The organism is Paracoccus sp. JM45, assembly GCF_003590715.1.
GTDB lineage: Bacteria > Pseudomonadota > Alphaproteobacteria > Rhodobacterales > Rhodobacteraceae > Paracoccus.
On the sequence record NZ_QQVY01000001.1, the window covers coordinates 691,354 to 708,691 of the forward strand.

The 17,338-nt window shown below is 61.0% G+C and carries 17 protein-coding genes, 1 tRNA gene and 1 pseudogene; 6 read left to right on the forward strand and 13 right to left on the reverse strand.

Annotation, left to right across the window (positions count from 1 at the left end; translation table 11 throughout):
* Window positions 1–125: 125 nt before the first annotated feature.
* The 3 genes from DWB67_RS03460 to DWB67_RS03470 are packed head-to-tail and all read right to left on the reverse strand — an operon-like array spanning window position 126 to window position 2,177.
* Window positions 126–908, reverse strand: coding sequence for a metal ABC transporter permease (locus DWB67_RS03460; RefSeq protein ID WP_119806071.1), 783 nt, complete (start codon window positions 906–908; stop codon window positions 126–128).
* Window positions 901–1,686, reverse strand: a complete 786-nt coding sequence (locus DWB67_RS03465; protein ID WP_119806072.1) for a metal ABC transporter ATP-binding protein — start codon at window positions 1,684–1,686, stop codon at window positions 901–903. Before DWB67_RS03465 ends, DWB67_RS03460 begins: the two co-directional genes overlap by 8 nt.
* Window positions 1,683–2,177, reverse strand: coding sequence for a Fur family transcriptional regulator (locus DWB67_RS03470; RefSeq protein ID WP_119806073.1), 495 nt, complete (start codon window positions 2,175–2,177; stop codon window positions 1,683–1,685). Before DWB67_RS03470 ends, DWB67_RS03465 begins: the two co-directional genes overlap by 4 nt.
* A 111-nt stretch (window positions 2,178–2,288) precedes the next feature.
* On the opposite strand from DWB67_RS03470, the gene DWB67_RS03475 reads away from it, so the two are divergent.
* Together DWB67_RS03475 and hemP are read left to right on the forward strand one after the other, a co-directional pair.
* Window positions 2,289–3,329, forward strand: a complete 1,041-nt coding sequence (locus tag DWB67_RS03475; RefSeq protein WP_119806074.1) for a zinc ABC transporter substrate-binding protein — start codon at window positions 2,289–2,291, stop codon at window positions 3,327–3,329.
* 147 nt (window positions 3,330–3,476) lie between these two features.
* Window positions 3,477–3,656, forward strand: coding sequence for a hemin uptake protein HemP (gene hemP, locus DWB67_RS03480; protein WP_119806075.1), 180 nt, complete (start codon window positions 3,477–3,479; stop codon window positions 3,654–3,656).
* Between the two features lie 33 nt (window positions 3,657–3,689).
* Here the strand turns inward: hemP and DWB67_RS03485 are convergent, their stop codons facing one another.
* On the reverse strand, window positions 3,690–5,213 hold the full coding sequence (locus DWB67_RS03485; protein ID WP_119806076.1) for a pseudouridine synthase: 1,524 nt from the start codon (window positions 5,211–5,213) through the stop codon (window positions 3,690–3,692).
* A 139-nt stretch (window positions 5,214–5,352) separates the two neighbouring features.
* On the opposite strand from DWB67_RS03485, the gene DWB67_RS03490 reads away from it, so the two are divergent.
* Together DWB67_RS03490 and DWB67_RS03495 are read left to right on the forward strand one after the other, a co-directional pair.
* The gene (locus tag DWB67_RS03490) at window positions 5,353–5,784 is read left to right on the forward strand and encodes a nucleoside deaminase (protein ID WP_255418526.1); all 432 of its coding nucleotides are present in this window, start codon (window positions 5,353–5,355) and stop codon (window positions 5,782–5,784) included.
* Window positions 5,785–5,829: 45 nt separating this feature from the next.
* Window positions 5,830–5,903 (forward strand) — tRNA-Gly (locus DWB67_RS03495).
* A gap of 14 nt (window positions 5,904–5,917) precedes the next feature.
* Here DWB67_RS03495 and DWB67_RS03500 read toward each other — a convergent pair.
* Both DWB67_RS03500 and pheT read right to left on the reverse strand, forming a co-directional pair.
* Window positions 5,918–6,775 carry an exonuclease domain-containing protein gene (locus DWB67_RS03500; protein ID WP_119806078.1) on the reverse strand — a complete coding sequence of 286 codons (858 nt, stop codon included), beginning with the start codon at window positions 6,773–6,775 and terminating at the stop codon, window positions 5,918–5,920.
* Between the two features lie 102 nt (window positions 6,776–6,877).
* Window positions 6,878–9,265, reverse strand: a complete 2,388-nt coding sequence (pheT, locus tag DWB67_RS03505; protein WP_119806079.1) for a phenylalanine--tRNA ligase subunit beta — start codon at window positions 9,263–9,265, stop codon at window positions 6,878–6,880.
* A gap of 205 nt (window positions 9,266–9,470) precedes the next feature.
* Here pheT and DWB67_RS18250 point away from each other — a divergent pair, with 205 nt between their 5' ends.
* Both DWB67_RS18250 and DWB67_RS03515 read left to right on the forward strand, forming a co-directional pair.
* Window positions 9,471–10,751 (forward strand): pre-peptidase C-terminal domain-containing protein, encoded by a 1,281-nt coding sequence (locus tag DWB67_RS18250; protein WP_255418527.1) that lies wholly within the window; start codon window positions 9,471–9,473, stop codon window positions 10,749–10,751.
* A 94-nt stretch (window positions 10,752–10,845) separates the two neighbouring features.
* Window positions 10,846–11,157, forward strand: a complete 312-nt coding sequence (locus DWB67_RS03515; RefSeq protein ID WP_119806080.1) for a TM2 domain-containing protein — start codon at window positions 10,846–10,848, stop codon at window positions 11,155–11,157.
* Window positions 11,158–11,165: 8 nt separating this feature from the next.
* On the opposite strand, the gene DWB67_RS03520 is transcribed toward DWB67_RS03515, so the two are convergent.
* The 7 genes and pseudogenes from DWB67_RS03520 to rpmI form a co-directional block, all read right to left on the reverse strand.
* Window positions 11,166–11,456 carry a YrhK family protein gene (locus tag DWB67_RS03520; RefSeq protein WP_119806081.1) on the reverse strand — a complete coding sequence of 97 codons (291 nt, stop codon included), beginning with the start codon at window positions 11,454–11,456 and terminating at the stop codon, window positions 11,166–11,168.
* On the reverse strand, window positions 11,453–12,535 hold the full coding sequence (pheS, locus tag DWB67_RS03525; RefSeq protein WP_119806082.1) for a phenylalanine--tRNA ligase subunit alpha: 1,083 nt from the start codon (window positions 12,533–12,535) through the stop codon (window positions 11,453–11,455). The genes DWB67_RS03520 and pheS overlap by 4 nt, the downstream gene beginning before the upstream one ends.
* A gap of 86 nt (window positions 12,536–12,621) precedes the next feature.
* Window positions 12,622–14,024, reverse strand: a pseudogene (locus DWB67_RS03530) (alanine/glycine:cation symporter family protein).
* A 68-nt stretch (window positions 14,025–14,092) separates the two neighbouring features.
* Window positions 14,093–15,436: a cytochrome P450 gene (locus DWB67_RS03535; protein WP_119806083.1), complete on the reverse strand. Its 1,344-nt coding sequence runs from the start codon at window positions 15,434–15,436 to the stop codon at window positions 14,093–14,095.
* Window positions 15,436–16,536: a calcium:proton antiporter gene (locus DWB67_RS03540; RefSeq protein WP_119806186.1), complete on the reverse strand. Its 1,101-nt coding sequence runs from the start codon at window positions 16,534–16,536 to the stop codon at window positions 15,436–15,438. Before DWB67_RS03540 ends, DWB67_RS03535 begins: the two co-directional genes overlap by 1 nt.
* Before the next feature lie 124 nt (window positions 16,537–16,660).
* A complete protein-coding gene (gene rplT / locus DWB67_RS03545; protein WP_119806084.1) occupies window positions 16,661–17,020 on the reverse strand; it encodes a 50S ribosomal protein L20 in 360 nt (119 codons plus the stop codon).
* Between the two features lie 15 nt (window positions 17,021–17,035).
* Window positions 17,036–17,236, reverse strand: coding sequence for a 50S ribosomal protein L35 (gene rpmI, locus DWB67_RS03550; RefSeq protein ID WP_119806085.1), 201 nt, complete (start codon window positions 17,234–17,236; stop codon window positions 17,036–17,038).
* Between the last annotated feature and the right edge of the window lie 102 nt (window positions 17,237–17,338).

Genomic DNA, 17,338 nt, shown 5'->3' on the forward strand with positions numbered 1-17,338 from the left:
TGAAAAGCTGGATTGAATTGAATCAATCCTAGGGCTGCATGCACTGTTGCATATTGGCCAACCCGCTTTCCGGCGCTTCGTTCCCTCGCCCAATAAACGACGGAAAAAACTGTGACATTATGGCACTAGGTACGCCGAACGCCTTGCGACACTAGGAAAATCAGCGCGGCGGCGGTCACAATCGACGGACCGGCCGGCGTGTCCAGTCGCAGGCTGGAAAACAATCCTGCAACCACAGATGCAGCGGCGATCAGGGCGGCGACGGCGGCCATCCGCTCGGGGGATCGGGCCCATACGCGGGCTGCCGCCGCCGGCACGATCAACATGGCGGAAATCAGCAAGGATCCCACCACACGAATCGCAAGGGCGACGACGACGGCCAAGGCCAGCGACAGGACAAGACGTTCGAATTTCGGATTGATTCCCGCCGCCATGGCCAGTTCCTCGTTCAGGCTGCTGGTCACAAGACGTTGCCACCGCAGAACCAGCAAACCCACGACCAGAATCGCCCCCGTCCAGATTAGCGCCAGATCCGGACGCCCCACCGCAAGGATGTCACCAAACAGATATCCGCTCAGGTCGGATCGCGCGCTGGGGACAAAGCTGATCGCCACCAACCCGAAGGCCAGCGCCGAATGGGACAGCACGCCCAGCATCGTATCCATCACCTGCCCGCGCGCCACCAGCGACGACACCAGAAACGCCATAGACACCGCAACAACCAAGGTCCCGATATAGATCGACATGTCGAAAGCCAGCGCCATCGCAACGCCCAGAATTGCCGCATGGGCGGTCGAATCACCGAAATAGGCCATGCGTCGCCAGACAACAAAGCTGCCCAAGGGCCCTGCCACCAAAGCAAGCCCAAGGCCCGCCAGCACGGCGCGAACAAAGAAGTCATCAAGCATTCTGGGTTTCCGGATTTTGTGGGCTTGCAGCATCATGGCTGTGGCCACATGCGGGACCATGATCGTGATCATGGTCATGTTGGTGACGATAGAGAGCCAGCATCCCCTGTGCCTCGGCGCCGAACAGGGCGCGGTATTCGGGGGCGCTGCTGACCGCCTGTGGTGTTCCTTCGCAGCAAATATGCCCGTTCAGACAAATCACACGGTCCGAGGACCGCATCACCACCAGCAGATCGTGGCTGACCATCAGAATGGCTGCCCCCGACTGGCGGCGCACTTCCTCGATCAGCTGATAGAAGGCAACGATGCCCGGCTGGTCCAACCCTTGGGTCGGTTCGTCCAGCACCAGCAAATGCGGTGCCCGCAACAAGGCGCGGGCCAGCAGAACGCGCTGGAACTGCCCCCCCGACAGCTGGGTCAACTGGCGTGGGCCCAATCCGGACACACCGGTCCGTTCCAACACGCCCGCGGCCTCGGCGTCGGTGACGCGGGTGGGCAGCGACAAAAAGCGACGGACGGTCATCGGAATGGCGGTATCCAGCTGCACCCGTTGCGGCACATAACCGATACGCAGCCCCTGCTTGCGATCCACCTTGCCACCCGACAGGACCATCTGCCCCAACAAGGCGCGAATCAGGGACGATTTACCCGACCCGTTCGGACCGACGACGGTGACAATCTCGCCCTCGGCGATCTGGAAATCGACATCGGCCAGCACGGGTTCGGATGTACCGGGCCGGTTGATGGTCATGCGATCGGCTTGAATCAGCATGGTCATTGCACACCGTTTCCGGCGCAGGTCGCGCAAAGGCCAAGCGCCTCGATCGTGGCACGTTCCAGTTGGAAGCCCGCTTGACGGGCCACATCGGCCAAAGCATCGCGCACGGGCGTGGCCATCGCCTCGGCGACCTTGTCGCAACTGCGGCAGATCAGGAAAACCGGCTGGTGGTCATGGCCGGGGTCCAGACAGGCGGCGAAGGCGTTCAGCCGTTGCAACCGGTGGGCCAGACCATGCTGGACCAGAAACTCCAACGCGCGATAGGCGACGGGCGGCTGGCGCCCGTAACCTTCGGCGGCAAGACGGTCCAGAACCTCGTAGGCGCCCATCGCGCGGTGGCTTTCCAGCAGGATTTCCAGCGTACGACGCCGCACGGGGGTCAGTCGGGCGCCCTGATTTTTCAACCGGTCGGCGGCTTCGTCCAGCGCACGATGGGCGCAAAGCCGGTGGTCATGCGGCGCGAAAGCCGCAGCAATTGCATCATCGGTCACAGGAATGACAGCCTTTCACGCATAGCGTTACTTTATTACATTTTGATTGACTTGTTATCTCATAACACAGAAAACCCGCGCATCGCAATAAACCCCAATCAGGAGATCACCATGCGCAGCTTGGTATCCATCGCGGCGATTCTGTCAGCGACCGCCGCCCCCGCCTTTGCGGCCCCGAATGTCGTCACCGACATGTCCCCCACCGGTGCGCTGGTGCAAGAGGTGATGGGCGATCTGGGTCAGGTCCATGTGCTGTTGCCCAAGGGCGCAAGTGCCCACCACTATACGATGCGCCCCTCGGATGCGCGGGCACTGCAGAACGCCGATCTTCTGGTCTGGATGGGCCCCCAGCTGACCCCGTGGCTGGACCGTTCCGCTGACAATCTAAGCGGCGATACGCAGCAGCTGCGCCTGCTGACCGTCGAAGGCACGATCCTGCAGGAATATGCGGATGATGATCACGAAGGACATGACCACGAAGCGCATGACGACCACGACGAACATGAGGGGCATGACCACGATGACCACCATGAAGGTCACGACGATCACGAACATCACGATGAACATGGTCACGACGACCATGACGGCGAAGGCCATGGCGATCATGCAGGCGATCACGAAGGCCACGACCACAGCGGTATCGACCCCCATGCATGGCTGAATCCGGAAAATGCCGCCCCTTGGCTGGCGATCATCGCGGATACCCTGTCCGAACAGGACCCCGAAAACGCAGCAACCTATCGCGCGAATGCAGAAACCGCCGCTGATCGTATCGCTGCGCTGGATGCCGATCTGAAGACCCAAATGGCCCCCTTCAGCGAAACCAGCTTTGTGGTTTTCCACGACGCCTATAACTATTTCACCCGCCACTACGGGCTGAAATCGGCTGTGGCGGTGTCACTGGGTGACGCGACAACGCCATCGGCTGCGCGGGTGCAGGCGGTGCGTGACAAGGTCGTAAAAACGCAAGCCGTTTGCGCCTTCCCGGAATACGCCCATGATCCGGCCCTGTTGAATACCGTAACCGAAGGCACCGACACGCGCATCGGTGCCGAACTGTCCCCCGAAGGTGCCGACGGTGGAATCGGCCTTTTCGATGATACGTTCAATGGGCTGGCACAGACCCTGATCACATGCTTTGAAGATAAGTAAGCGACAAAGGCAGCTGTAAAAGGCTGCCTTTTCAATAAGTTTCGAGTGAATCTATTGAATCACATCAAATCCTGACTATTTTACTTTGACAAACCTGAACGAATTTGTCAGCTTTAGGCATACAAACGCCACATCAAGAGGCTGACCATGACCGCAACGCGCCCTTCGGAATTCACCCGCCCCGGAACCACTTCGGTTTATGGACATCTGCCGCTGCATGACGCGGCCCAACTGACCAAGGGCGGCAATCAGGCCCTGATCGTTCTGGACGAACAGGTCTATCAGTTGCGGATCACGCGGGCAGGCAAACTGATCCTGACGAAATGAAAAAAGCCGGGCCTAACGCCCGGCTTTTTCTTTTCAGTCCCGTGATCCACGGGGCTTGTTCCCGCCGGGCTTGCCGCCCGGCTTGAAGCCACCGCCCGAAGGCCGTGCGCCTCCAAAGCCCTTACCACCCGAAGCGGGCCGTGGCTTGCCACCCCCCTCTCCTCGCGGCGCATAGGGTTTGCGGTCACCGCCATCGCGCGGCGCATAGGGCTTGCGCGGACCATCAGCGTTGTCACGCGCACCGTAAGGCTTGCGATCGCCACCATCGCGCGGCGCATAGGGCTTACGCGGACCATCAGCGTTATCACGCGCGCCGTAGGGCTTGCGATCGCCACCATCACGCGGCGCATAGGGCTTGCGCGGACCATCAGCATTGTCGCGCGCGCCGTAGGGCTTGCGGTCGCTGCCGGGTTTTCCGGCAAAACGCGACGGGCGGCTGTCATCGCCATCACGCGGCTTGCCATAGGGTTTGCGGTCGTCGCCGGCGGATTTGCTCCACCGTGGTTTGTCACCGGCAGCGGGGCGCGGACGATCGCCGTAATCGGGGCGCGAATCGCCCGGTTTGCCTGCGAAGCGCGGACGATCAGCCCCGCCGTCCTGTGCCGGACGGTTCCCGAAGCTGCGGCCCGGACGGTCGCCACGATCATCATCGCGGTTGCGCGCACCAAAGACCTTGCCACCCGGCTTGTCACCAAAGCGACGCGGGGCATCGCCACGATCGTCGGGACGGCCAAAACGGTTTCCCTCGGCGCCGCGGGGGCGCATTTCACGGGGCTTTTCGTCCATATCGCCGGTCAGCAGACCGCCAAGCTGGTCACGCAGGACGCGGCGCTTGACCTCGGTCACTTCGTTTTTGTCCATGCCGGTCAGTTTGAACGGGCCATAACCGATACGGATCAGGCGGTTCACCTGCAAGCCGATATGGGCCATCGCACGGCGGATTTCGCGGTTCTTGCCTTCGCGGATGCCAACGCTGATCCATGCGTTCGCACCGGCCTGACTGTCCAGCTTGATTTCCATCGGGGCGAAATCCTCACCCTCGATCTTGGCGCCACGGCGCAGGGGATCGAAGGTCTGGTCGCTTGGCGTGCCGTTCACACGGACACGGTAACGGCGCAGCCAACCGGTCGAAGGCAGTTCCAGACGGCGCTTCAGATCACCGTCATTGGTCAGCAGCAGCAGGCCTTCGGAATTCAAATCCAGACGGCCGACCGTCATCACGCGCGGCAAATCGCGCGGCAGGGCGTCGAACACCGTCTGGCGGCCCAATTCATCGGATTCCGATGTGATCAGACCCAGCGGCTTGTAATACAGCCACAGGCGGGTTTCCTGCGGTTCGTCCAGCTTCTTACCATCGACGACGATCAGGTCAGAGGCAGTGACATCCAGCGCAGGGCTGTTGATTTTCTTGCCGTTCACCGTGACACGACCTTCGATGATCATGCGCTCGGCCTCTCGGCGGCTGGCGACGCCTACGCGTGCCATGACCTTGGCGATACGGTCGGTGCCGTCAGCCTTGGCCAGTTCGTTTTTTTTGGGGGTGTTGTCGTCGGTCATGCGCGTCTCCTTCGCATCTCTGCGGGGCAAAGAGGGGCTTCTACGCCCGGAACCCGTGCAAGGAAAGCATTTCTTTCCACGTCTTGCGCGGATAGGCCGGACTTGTCACAAGCATATCATGCCGTCTTTCCTAAGTCACATGCCCCAAGCCCTTGATCAGGCCCGTGCCGCAGCCCTGCGCGGGGAAGTGCCGGTGGGCGCTGTCGTCGTTGATCCGCAAGGCCGGGTCGTTGCGGCGGAAGGGAACCGGACACGCGAACTGTCCGACCCCACCGCCCATGCCGAGGTTCTGGCGATTCGCGCGGCCTGCGCGGCCATCGGGTCCGAACGGCTGATCGGATATGATCTGTGGGTGACGCTGGAACCCTGCCCCATGTGTGCAGCAGCCATTTCGGCCGCCCGCATCAACCGGCTGTATTACGGTGCGGGCGACCAGCGGATGGGCGGCGTGGCCCATGGAGCACGGGTTTTCGACCATGCACAGTGCCATCACCGTCCGCAAATCTATGACGGACTGGATGCAGAGGCCGCGCGTGATATTTTGCGTATTTTCTTTGCCATACGACGCTAGGGCCGCTTGAACCCCGCGACAGGGCCGCATATAAGTCACCCCGACGCGGGCGTTGTGTAATGGTAAGACCCTTGCCTTCCAAGCAAGAGACGCGGGTTCGATTCCCGCCGCCCGCTCCAAAATACTGACAGCATCAATCCTGCAGCAGATCACCGAATTCGGTTTCGGTCATGATCCGCAGATCCGCGCCCTTCTGGATCAGATCCATGGCGCGTCGCTGTTTGGTGGTAACCGCCGCTTCGGCATCCTGATCACCGACGACCAGCAGGGTCAGGGCCTTGGTCACGCCGGTGCGCACCTCGAATCCGGCCTCGGCGGCGATTTGCGATGCTTTCATCCGGTCCAGCCCCAAGCGACCTGTAAAGCAGACCGATTGTCCAAAGAAAGCGCCCTGTTCATTGCCCGGCAAACCGATCTTGGCCGGATAGCGCGACCGCGATGCGGCGGTGGCCCCCAGTTCGGCAAAGCCCTGACCGGTGCGTTCCTCGGCCAGCATGACGACACGGGCGGCGGCCCATGCGTCTTCGACCGCGTCGTGATGTTTGAAATCCAGTTTCAGGACCTTTTTCAGGTTACCCAACCCGTGCCCGCCATAGGCCCGCAGTTCCGGCCATGCCTTGCGGGCAATACGCACGCTGTCGAACCATGTGCTGGCCAGTCCGACCACGCCTTCACGGGCGCAGGCGGAATCGAAGGCCATTTTGTCGAAATTGCTGTGCTGGATCAGCATGTGGCGTTCCAGAAAGCCGCGCACCGGTTGCAGGGCCGAGGTAAAACCGGGGCTGCCGCGCACCATATCGGCGTCGATGCCATGCAATTGGGAATTGAAGGTCTGGAAGGGTTCGCGCGGATCGACCAGAAAACCATGCGTGTCGATGGTGCCATCATCGGCCACCATTGCCATCCCGACCTGACAGATGCTGTGCCGGTTGCCATTGGCGGTTTCGACATCAATGGCAACAAATCGGTAATCGCGGTCAAGAAACTGCATAAGTGATCCTGTATCTGGCCCCTGCCCTGCAAACAGCCGGTGCGCCTTATGAAAAAGGGGCAGCAGCGCCGCCCCTTTTCATGTCATGTGACCATTAGAAGATCAGGCGCGCAAGGTGCCGCCGGTGGCCTTCTGGACCTTCTGGATGATCTTGGCGGCGACAGCCTCGATATCGGCGTCGGTCAGGGTCTTGTCGCGCGGCTGCAGGCGCACAGTGATGGCGATGGATTTGCGGCCATCCTCAAGCCCCGTGAACTGGTCAAAGACCGAAACATTCTGGATCAGCGCCTTATCCGCACCTGCGGCGGCATTCACCAGCGTCAGCGCCTCGACCTGCGGGTCTACGACAAAGGCGAAATCGCGATCGACGGCCTGCAATCCGGCCAGATCCAGCGCCGCGCGGGTCGGCGTCTTGGATTTGGGGAAAGGAACCGAGGCAAGGTTGATCGTGAACGCCACCGCAGGCCCTTTGACGCCCATTTCGCGCAGCACCTTGGGATGAACCTCGCCAAAGCTGGCAAGGACATTCGGACCCAAGGCAATATTGCCCGCACGGCCCGGATGCCACCAGCCGTCCAGCTTGCGGTTGATCTGTGCTTTGGCGGGGGCACCGATCACCTGCAAAATCGCCTCGACATCGGCTTTGGCGTCATAGAGGTCAACCTTGCGGCGGCTGCCGAACGGATCGCGGGCGGCGTTGTGACCGACCAGCAGGCCGCTGATGCGCACGGTCTGTTCGCCAGGTTCACCCCCGCTGAACACCGGCCCCATTTCGAACAGGGCCAGATCGGCGGCACCGCGCGCCTGATTGCGGGCGGCAGCAGCCAATAGGTTCGGCAACAGATCGGGACGCAGATGCGACATTTCACTGCTAATGGGATTTTCGACGCGCACAGCATCCTGACCACCGCCAAACAGCGTGGCCGAGGCTTGGTCGATAAAGCTGTAGGTGACACATTCATTGTAACCCAAGGACGCAGCCATCCGGCGCGCAGTCTTTTCGCGCATCTGCAACGGCGTCAGAATCGGCTTGGGGACGCCGACATTCAGACGTGCCAAGGGCTTGCCCTGCAGCTTGGTCAGGCTAGCGATGCGGGCGATTTCTTCGACCAGGTCGGCCTGCCCCAACACATCGGGACGCCATGATGGCACATGCGCCATATCGCCTTCCAGACGGAAGCCAAGCGCAGTCAGCGTCGCACGCTGTTCATCGGCGGGAATATCCATGCCGACCAGACGCGTGGTGCGTTCGGGGTCCAGCTTATAGGCGCGTCCGGTGTCGGGGATCGCGCCTGCGGTCACGACGGTCGAAGCCTCGCCTCCGCAAAGGTCCAGCACCATCTGCGTCGCCAGATCCAGGCCCTGCAGGGTAAAGGCCGGATCAATGCCGCGTTCGTTGCGATATCGTGCATCACTGTTGATCTTTAGCGCACGGCCCGTGGTCGCGATGGCGATGGGGTGGAAATAGGCAGCCTCGATGAACACATCGACCGTATCATCCTGTGCGCCTGACGCAGCGCCACCCATGATCCCCGCGATGCTTTCGATGCCGTTATCGTCACAGATGACAACCGCGCCTTCGGGCATGGCATAGGTTTTATCGTCCAGCGCCATCAGTTCTTCGCCAGCTGTCGCGCCGCGCAGGGTCAGGTTGCCCTGCACCTTGGCCGCGTCAAAAACATGCAGGGGGCGGTTCAAATCAAAGGTGAAGAAGTTGGTGATATCGACCAGCGCGTTGATCGGGCGCAGACCAATAGCGGTCAAACGTTTGCGCAGCCATTCGGGGCTGGGACCGTTCTTGATGCCACGCACCATACGACCCGAAAAGAACGGCGCCTTGGCGGCAACATCATCGGCAATCGACACGCTGACGGGGCAATCGAACGCCGTCGTGATATCAGCAGTTTTGACCGGCTTCAGCACACCCAAGCCACGCGCCGCCAGATCGCGGGCGATGCCACGGACGCCCAGCGCATCGGGACGGTTCGGCGTGATCGCGATGTCGATCATCGGGTCGATCTTTTCCGGCGCATTTTCCGCCAGCCAGTCGACATAACGCTGCCCGACCGTCCCCGAGCGCAGCTCGATAATGCCGTCATGTTCTTCTGACAACTCCATCTCGCGTTCGGATGCCATCATGCCATGGCTTTCGATGCCACGGATTTTGCCAACGCTCAGGGTGATATCAAGCCCCGGCACATAATCACCCGGCTTGGCCAGCACGACGGTAATACCAGCGCGCGCATTGGGGGCACCACAGACGATCTGCTTTTCGCCTTCGTCGGTCATCACACGGCACACGCGCAGGCGGTCGGCGTCGGGATGCTGTTCGGCATGTTCGACATAGGCCAGTGTGAAACTGCCCAGCTTGGCTGCAGGATCGACGATCTCTTCGACCTCAAGTCCCAGATCGGTCAAGGCCTCGGCGATCTGATCGACGGTGGCGGTGGTCTCAAGATGCTCTTTGAGCCAGGACAGGGTGAACTTCATGACTGTGGCTTTCCGGGTTCCGGCCCGCGCAGGCATGTGGCGGGTCTGTGTTTTGTGCCTTGAACCGCGCAAGGGGCCAAGGGTCAAGTCGCATCGTCGGATTTTTGGCGCCTATCGGCGGGTTTTGCAGGCATCCAAACCCTGCGCTTGAAGGTCGGGTCCGGTCCTGACAGGTTGCACCAGCCTTACATTTCAAGGAAAAACAATGTCCAACCTTCGCCAATCCCTTGTCCTGCCCTTTGCGCTGCTGGGCATATTGCCCGCGCCGGTCCTTGCACAGGACAGCGCCGACACCGCCCCGCAAGCCGAACAGCAGACAGAAGCACCGCAGACCGAAGGCCCCGTCTGCAGCGGACAGCCTGCAAGATGGCTGGGGGGCACGGCTGAAAGTTCGGATATCTCGACCGCCGAAGACCCGATCAGGATGGTCTTGCAGGCAACGGATGGCGACAACCCCTATGTTGCCTTCCGCATCAGCGGCGATACCGAAAACATCCGTGCCGAAGCGCAGCAACGCAACGGTGACCCCTCGATTGTCCTGTCGACCATGGATGGACGCCGGTTGGCACAAAATGATGACGCCAATGGCACCCTGTCATCGCAGATAAACGAATTCATGCGGCGCGGTGATTACTGTCTGCAGCTGGTTCCCGTTCAGGGAACCGAGGTCGAAGCGACCATGCAGCTGTCCACCGCCGAGATGGAGCCTTTGATCGCCGAACCCGAGGATGTCAGCATCGCATCCTGCAGGCCGACCCCCGAAATGCCCGCCCTGTTCGAAGGTGATCCCCAGACCGGATTGCCCAATACGATCCAGACCGAGGGCGGTGTCGATTACTTCCGTTTGTCTCTTGCCGAAAACACACCGCTGTCCCTGCGCGCGCAAAGCGGTTCGCTGGACCCCACAATAGAGGTTTTCGACGCCGACGGTGTGCAGATCGCGGAAAACGATGACGCTGACGGGTTGAATTCGCGTCTGGATTTCGCGTCCGGTCTGGCTGCGGGGGAATATTGCGTCGGCGTGGCTCCGGTCAGCCCCGGCCACGGGGTGATCAACGTCTCGGCCTCTTATCTGGACCCGACCACGGTGCTGGCCGAGGCTTATCGCGCTGGCGATCTGCCCCCCGCCGATCCCTCGGACTATCCGATGGAGCAACTGGACCTGCAATCCCAGCCCAGCATTGTCACCCTTAGCCAAGGCGACGCGCAGTGGTTCACCTTCGATCTGGACCAGAAAAGCGTGCTGATCGTCTATGCCTATGGGGCCAATACGGGGGCAGATACCCGTTTGACGCTGTTTGGCAGCAATGGCGCCGCCGTAGAAACCAATGATGATGCCAATGACAGCACCGACGCACAGCTTGGCCCGATTGTGCTGACGGCAGATACCTATCGCATGGCGCTGACCGATCTGAACAATGATGGTGACAGCCGCACCATGCGTCCCGTTTCGCTGGTTTTCGAAACCTATCAGAAGGTCCAGTAACCTTCGCCGCGCAGCGCCGGTCTTGTCCGGCGCTGCGGAATGCCTAACTGATAGGGGAACGGGCCGCGCCGGTCCGGCACCTGAAAGGTTACAGATGGACACCGACAAGCAATTGCTGATCGAGATGCGCGTCACGAATGACGCCAAATCACCTTTTGTGGCCTATCTGTTGCTGATCCTGCTGTGGGGCTTTGGTGTCCACCGCATGTATCTGGGCCGCTGGATCAGCGGGCTGATCATGCTGGCCATCTGGGGCGTCGGCTGGCTGACCACACCCATCCTGATCGGTTGGGTGCCACTGGCTTTTGTCGCGCTGTGGTGTGTGATCGACCTGTTCCTGATTCCGGGCATGATCGCCAGCGACAAGGCGGACATCCGGCGCAGGGTCGCGGCAAGCTGGCCGTAACCGGCAGATCAGTCGACCCGATCAGCCAGCTTTTGCGTTTTTCCCAGACGATACAGCTTTACCTCGCGCCACAGTTTCAGCGTCGGCTTGGCCGCGAACAGGAATGACCCCACGGTGAAGAACCATGTGGCGGGGGTTTGCCATGCTTCGGAAAAAAACATGATCGATCCGATGATGAAAAACAGCGCTGCAAGGAAATCGACGATGGTGTGGGCGATCTCGAACCGGGCAAAGGTCTGGCGCGCGGCGGGTGTCGCCTCGCGCCGGTGATGCTGGAACAGACCGCGCCACAGGCTCATGCGGTCAGGCCGCCGCTGAGGCTGGGCACATCGCCTGCGGCAAAGCCGTAATGGCGCAGCCAGCGCAGGTCGCTTTCAAAGAAGGCCCGCAGGTCGGGAATGCCGTATTTCAGCATTGCCAGACGGTCGATGCCCAGACCGAAGGCAAAGCCCTGCCATTCGTCGGCATCAATTCCGGCGGCTTGCAGCACCTTGGGATGGACCATGCCGGAACCCAGAATTTCCAGCCATGAATTGCCCTGACCAACCTTCAGCTGGCCGCCATCCCATGAACAGCGGATGTCCACCTCGGCCGAGGGTTCGGTGAAGGGGAAGTGGCTGGCGCGGAAGCGCAGCTCGACCTCATCCACCTCGAAGAAGGCGCGGCAGAATTCCTCCAGCGTCCATTTCAGCTGGGCCATGCTGATGTCGCGACCGATGGCCAGACCTTCGATCTGGTGGAACATCGGCGTATGCGTCTGGTCCATATCCATGCGGTACACGCGACCCGGCGCGATGACGCGGATGGGCGCGCCCTGTTCCTGCATCGCGCGGATCTGCACGGGGCTGGTATGGGTACGCAGCACATGCGGCGGGCGGTCGTCGCCTTCGGCGCGGTGCATGAAGAAGGTGTCATGTTCCTGACGCGCGGGATGTTCGGGCGCGATGTTCAGCGCATCGAAGTTATACCAGTCGCTTTCCACCTGCGGCCCTTCGGCCACGGCAAAGCCCATATCGGCAAAGATTGCGGTGATTTCGTCGGTCACCTGAGAGATCGGGTGGATCGTGCCTTGCGGACGCGGGCGTCCCGGCAAGGTGACGTCCAGCCATTCTTCGGCCAGACGCGCCTCAAGTGCTGCGTCTTCCAGCGAGATCTTGCGCGCGCGCAGGGCGGCGTCGATTTCGTCGCGCAATTCGTTCAGTTTGCGACCGGTCGTCTGGCGTTCTTCGGGCGTCATTTTGCCCAGTTCGCGCATTTTCAGACTGATCTCGCCCTTCTTGCCAAGGGCGGCAAGGCGCACCTCTTCGATGGCAGCGGGATCGGCGGCAGTATTGATGCGGTCAAGCCAAAGCTGGCGCAGCGGGGTCAGATCGTCCATCGGGGGCCTCATTCCAGTTGGCCCCGCGTTAGCATGCAGGGCCGCGCGGGGGAAGCCTTTGCCCCACCCGCACGGCCCAAGATCGGTCAGTTCCAGATATCGCTTTTCACACCGGGGGCAATTCCGGGGTGATCTGCGATGTGGAATTGCGGTTCCTGCCCCGCCTTGCGCTGGCGCAGATAGTCGCGCGTGACATGCGCCACCGTGCCCGACAGCGCGACGATGGCGACCAGATTGATACTGGCCATCAGGCCCTGGCATCGGCAAAGTTGAACACAGTCTGCACGGTTTGCAGCGATCCCCAGATGACCATGGCCAGTGCAACAACGCGCAGCACCATGATGCCCGGCTTGCCCGCGCCTAGAAACACCATCGCGTTTTCAGCATAGCTGTAATTGCCGATGATGGACGTAAAGGCGAAAAAGAAGATCGCCACCGCCACAAAGATATGCCCGAAGCCGCCGAAATGGTCAGCTAGGGCCGCCTGTGTCAGGTTCACGCCGGTTAGCTCCTCGGTCGGAATGACATCCGCCAGCAGAATCATCACCGCAGTGGCGGTGCAAACCAGAATGGTGTCGATAAACACGCCCAATGCCTGCACGAACCCCTGACTGGAGGGGTGATGCGGTGCCGGAACGGCCACAGCGGCGATATTGGGGGCCGACCCCATACCGGCCTCGTTGGAAAACAGGCCGCGTTTGATGCCGTTCATCATCGCCGCCATGACGCCGCCTGCGACACCGCCGACAGCCTCTTGCAGGCCGAATGCCGATTTGACGATGCCGGCCAGAATGCCCGGAACGACGGTAATGTTCATCACCAGCACGATAATCGCCGCCAGCAGATACAGACCCGCCATCGCAGGCACGATCATCTGTGCGGTGCGCGCGATCTGGGGAATGCCGCCAAAGATGATCAGGCCCGACAGAATGGCCAGAATCACACCGACCAGCATCGGGCTGATGCCAAAGGCGACATCGACAGCCTCGGCAATCGAATTGGCCTGAACCGCGTTGAAGACCAACCCGAACGAAATGATCAGCGACACGGCAAACAGCCCCGCCAGCCAGTTCATCTTCAACCCGCGCGAAATGTAATAGGCCGGACCGCCGCGATACATGCCGTCGCTGCCGTGAATTTTATACAGCTGCGCCAGTGTCGATTCGGCATAGGCGGTGGCCATTCCGACCAGTGCGACCATCCACATCCAGAAAATCGCACCCGGACCGCCCGCGGTCAACGCGACGGCAACACCGGCGATATTGCCCGTCCCCACGCGGCTGGCCAGCGATACGCTGAGCGCCTGGAACGGTGTGATGCCGTCGCGATCGGTGGCGTTCGATCCGCGGATGCATCGCCACATTTCGGCGAAATGCAAAAACTGAAGCAATCCAAGGCGGATGGTAAAGTAAATGCCCACAGCCAGCAGGCCATAAATCAGCACGTACCCCCAGAAGATCGTGTTCAGAAAGTCGATGATCGCGCTCATCCTAGGCCCCAACTGCTATATATTGCCGCAGTCTGTAACAGCCGCACGCGCAGAAGCAAGCTTGGCGCTTAGCCCTGACGGGCTTCCACATCCAGCCAGACGCCCCCTTGGGGACGCAGAGTCAGGATCATTTGCGGCTGTGGATCGCGCCCCGCGATTGCCTTGAACCGGAAACGGGCCAGCAGGGTGGCAAGGATAATCACCGCTTCCTGCATGGCGAAACTGGCCCCGATGCAGATCCGTGGTCCGGCACCGAAGGGCAGAAAGGCGTATCGGTCCGGCGCGGTCAGAAAACGGTCGGGATCGAAGGCATCGGGCCGGTCCCACAGCAGATGATGGCGATGCAGCGCATAGACCGGCAGCATAACGGTATCGCCCGCGTTGACCTGCCGCCCGCATAAGATGTCCTTGGCTTGGGCTGTCCGCGACAGGAACGCCGCAGGGGGATAGAGGCGCAGGGTTTCATTCACGATGCGCTGGATCAGCGGCAATTGCCCGAAATCGGCAGCGGTGGCGGCGCGGTCGCCAAGGACGTCCCGCGCCTCGGATGCGGCCCGTTCCTGAATCGCCGGATCAAAGGCGCAAAGATACAGCGCCCACGCCAGCGTCAATGCAGTGGTTTCATGCCCCGCCACGATGAACGTCAGCAGGTTGTCGCGCAATTCGTCACGGTTCATGGCCCGGCCCGTTTCGGGGTCCTGTGCATCCAGCAGCAGGTCCAGAAGATCGGGCGCACCGTCTTTGGGCAACCGCGACCGTGCGGCAATGGCCTGATCTGCCATCGCCTTCATGCGCCGCAAGCCCGGTCCTGAAAACAGCCGCCCCGGACGCGGAATCCATGCGGGCAGTCCCAGAACATCCAGCAGCGAGACTTTGGCCGTCTGCGCGATATAGGCATCGATTGAACGATGCACATTGTCACGGTCAAACACACCATCGCCTGAAAATGTCACATCCGAAATGACATCGAAGGTCGCGGCAACCGTTTCTTCGAACAGATCGACGGGTCCGGTTGCGGCGGCAAGGCGACGGCAGGATGCTTCGGCGGCGGCTGTCATGACAGGGCCAAGGGCCTCGATATGGCGGTGGGCAAAGGCGGGGGCGGCAGCGCGGCGCTGCCAGCGCCAATGCGCCCCTTCGGCGATGAACATGCTGTCACCGATAGCAGGTTCAAGAACCAGCTTTGTCGTCACGGATTTCGGATAATCATCGACCCGATCCTTCAGGACATGGCGCAAGGCGGCGGGGTCCATCACCATATGCCACCGCAACCCCGTCTTCCCCGAGACGATGGGCTGGCGCACGGCAATCGCCGGAATCAGTTCCAGAAGGTTGCGCCGCGCAGTCAGAACCGTCCCCAAAGCCCCCAAGGGCTTGACAGCCAGCGGCACTTTGACGGGTTCTGATGTCATCACGGCTCCAATATCAGGGCAAGATAGGCCAGAAACAGCACAAGATGCACCGCACCATGCAGCACATTGGTCCGGCGCGCGCCGAAGGTCTGCACGCAGGTCAGCAAGGTCAGCGCCAGCAGCACCTGCATCTGCGACCCCAGCCCCAGAATCACCCCCTGCCCCGTCACCATGCCGATGATCAGCGTGGCAGGCACCGTCAACCCGATGGTTGACAAGGCCGCCCCCAGACACAGGTTCACGGCGCGTTGCAGGCGGTTTGCCATGGCGGCACGAACCGCCGACATGCCTTCGGATGCCAGAACAATGGTGGCAATGACAACGCCGCCAAGTGCCGCAGGCAAGGACATCACATTGATGCCGTGATCCACAAAGCCCGCCATCTTTTTCGACAGCAGCACGATGGGCAGCAAGGTCGCCATCAGCAACAACCCGTGCGCCCAGGTGGCATAGCGGGCCTCGCAATGCTGCGGCGCGGCAGGTTCTTCAGGCTCGGTGAAAAAGCCGCGATGTCGCACGGTCTGGATGGACAGGAACACCAGATACAGCGCGAAGGTAATCACCGAAAAAAACAGCGCCTGCCCCGTCGTAAAACTGCCATCGCGGCTGGAGATTGTGTAATCGGGCAGCACCAGCGCAAAGACCGCCAAAGGCACCAACACCGTCAGGAACGAAGAAGCGCCGGCAAAATTATAGCTTTGTTCCCCATGCCGCAGCGCCCCCAGCAACAAGGACAAGCCGACCAGACCGTTCAGCACGATCATCACCACGGCGAACATCGTATCGCGCGCCAATGTGGGGCCGCCGTCGCCCGACAGCATGACCGATCCGATCAAGGCCACCTCGATGCAAACGACCGCCAATGTTAGGATCAGCGTGCCATAGGGTTCGCCCAGCCGTTCGGCCAGCGCCTCGGCGTGGCGGACAACGGCGGATGCGCCCCAGACCATGACCCCCAACAGCCACAAAAAGGAAAGGATCGCGAAAGCCCCCGCCGTGGGGGCCAGAACCCCGTGGCCGAACAGGTTGAAGACCGCCAAGCTGGCGATCACGGCAAGAATCGCACCTTCGTGCGACAGTTTGGTCAGGGTTCTTATCACGCGGTCACGATACGCTGTGTCATTTGCGCCGACAATCCGCACAATCCATCACGTTAGCGGCACGAAAAAGGCCCGCCCCTTTTGCAAGGGCAGGCCTTTTCGAAGTCATGTCGCGCTAAAAAGATCAGGCGGCAGTTTTTGCTTGCGTCACGATTGCCGCGAATGCTTCGGGCTCGTTCACGGCCAGATCGGCCAGAACCTTGCGGTCAACCTCGATGCCGGCTTTCGACAGCAGGTTGATGAAACGCGAATAGGTCATTTCAGCGTCAACCATACGAACGGCTGCGTTGATACGCTGGATCCACAGGGCGCGGAAGTTGCGCTTGCGGTTCTTGCGGTCGCGCGTGGCGTATTGGTTCGCCTTGTCGACAGCCTGCGTTGCGGTGCGGAAGTTACGCGAACGTGCGCCGTAATAGCCCTTGGCTTGACCAAGAACTTTCTTGTGGCGGGCGTGGGTAACCTTGCCGGATTTAACTCGTGCCATATTTCAGTCCTCGGATCAGCGGTTGTAGGGCATGTATTTTTTGACGATTTTCGCATCTGCTGCGCAGAGCACCGTCGTACCGCGTGCGTCGCGGATAAACTTGGTCGTACGCTTGATCATGCCGTGGCGTTTGCCGGCCTGACCTGCTTTGACCTTGCCCGAGGCCGTCATCGAGAACCGCTTTTTCGCGGCCGATTTGGTCTTCATCTTCGGCATTTTCGTCTCCTTCGTCAGAGTGATCGTGCGCCTCGGCAATGCCAAGACTGGCCGGACGCACGTGTAAGGAAGGGCGCCGTATAAGACGACGCCCCCTGTTTG